The 605-nt window shown below is 58.8% G+C and carries 1 protein-coding gene; it reads right to left on the bottom strand.

Features of this window, described 5'->3' with window-relative positions; all coding sequences use genetic code 11:
- Nucleotides 1–18: 18 nt before the first annotated feature.
- A partial coding sequence (locus tag ABD345_RS40080) for an IS630 family transposase (protein WP_344559778.1) occupies nucleotides 19–605 on the bottom strand: 587 nt, incomplete at its 5' end.

Raw genomic sequence — 605 nt, 5'->3', positions numbered from 1 at the left:
CGCTAGAGCGTGTTGCGTTCAATCGGCTTCATATCCAGCAGCCTTGAAGAAGTTGTAGCATTCCTCTTCGGTGAATAGGTCGCAGACATGCCCTGTGGCGCGCCAAAGGTCATCGTATGTCCTTGCAGCTGCACGCCTTATCAGGGCCTTGAGCTTCGCGAATGCCATCTCGATCGGGTTCAGGTCGGGGCTGTAGGGTGGAAGGAACAGAAACCACGCGCCAACATCGCGCATGGTCTGCGCGGCCTTGGGGCTTTTGTGGGATGACAGGTTGTCCAGTATGATCACGTCGCCCTTGTTCAGGGTCGGGGCGAGCTGGGTTTCGACGTAAAGCTCGAACATCTCACGGTTCATCGCGCCATCGATGACCCAAGGCGCGTCCAGCCTGTCATGGCGCAGGGCCGCGATGAAGGTCTGGGTGTTCCAGTGACCGAACGGCGCATGGTCGATCAGGCGCGCGCCCTTTGCAGACCAGCCAGTGGTCTTGGCCATATTCGTCTTCAGAGAAGTCTCATCGATAAACCCTATGCGTGGCAACAGGTTACGCATGAAGGGCTGGCGGCGCATGACCCAGTCATGGCGGGCCTTACGGACCTCAGGCCGCT

This window comes from Kitasatospora saccharophila (genome assembly GCF_039529925.1).
Lineage (GTDB): Bacteria > Actinomycetota > Actinomycetes > Streptomycetales > Streptomycetaceae > Kitasatospora > Kitasatospora saccharophila.
The sequence above is the reverse complement of the archived record's forward strand: the minus strand, read 5'-3'. Positions and strand labels throughout refer to the sequence as shown.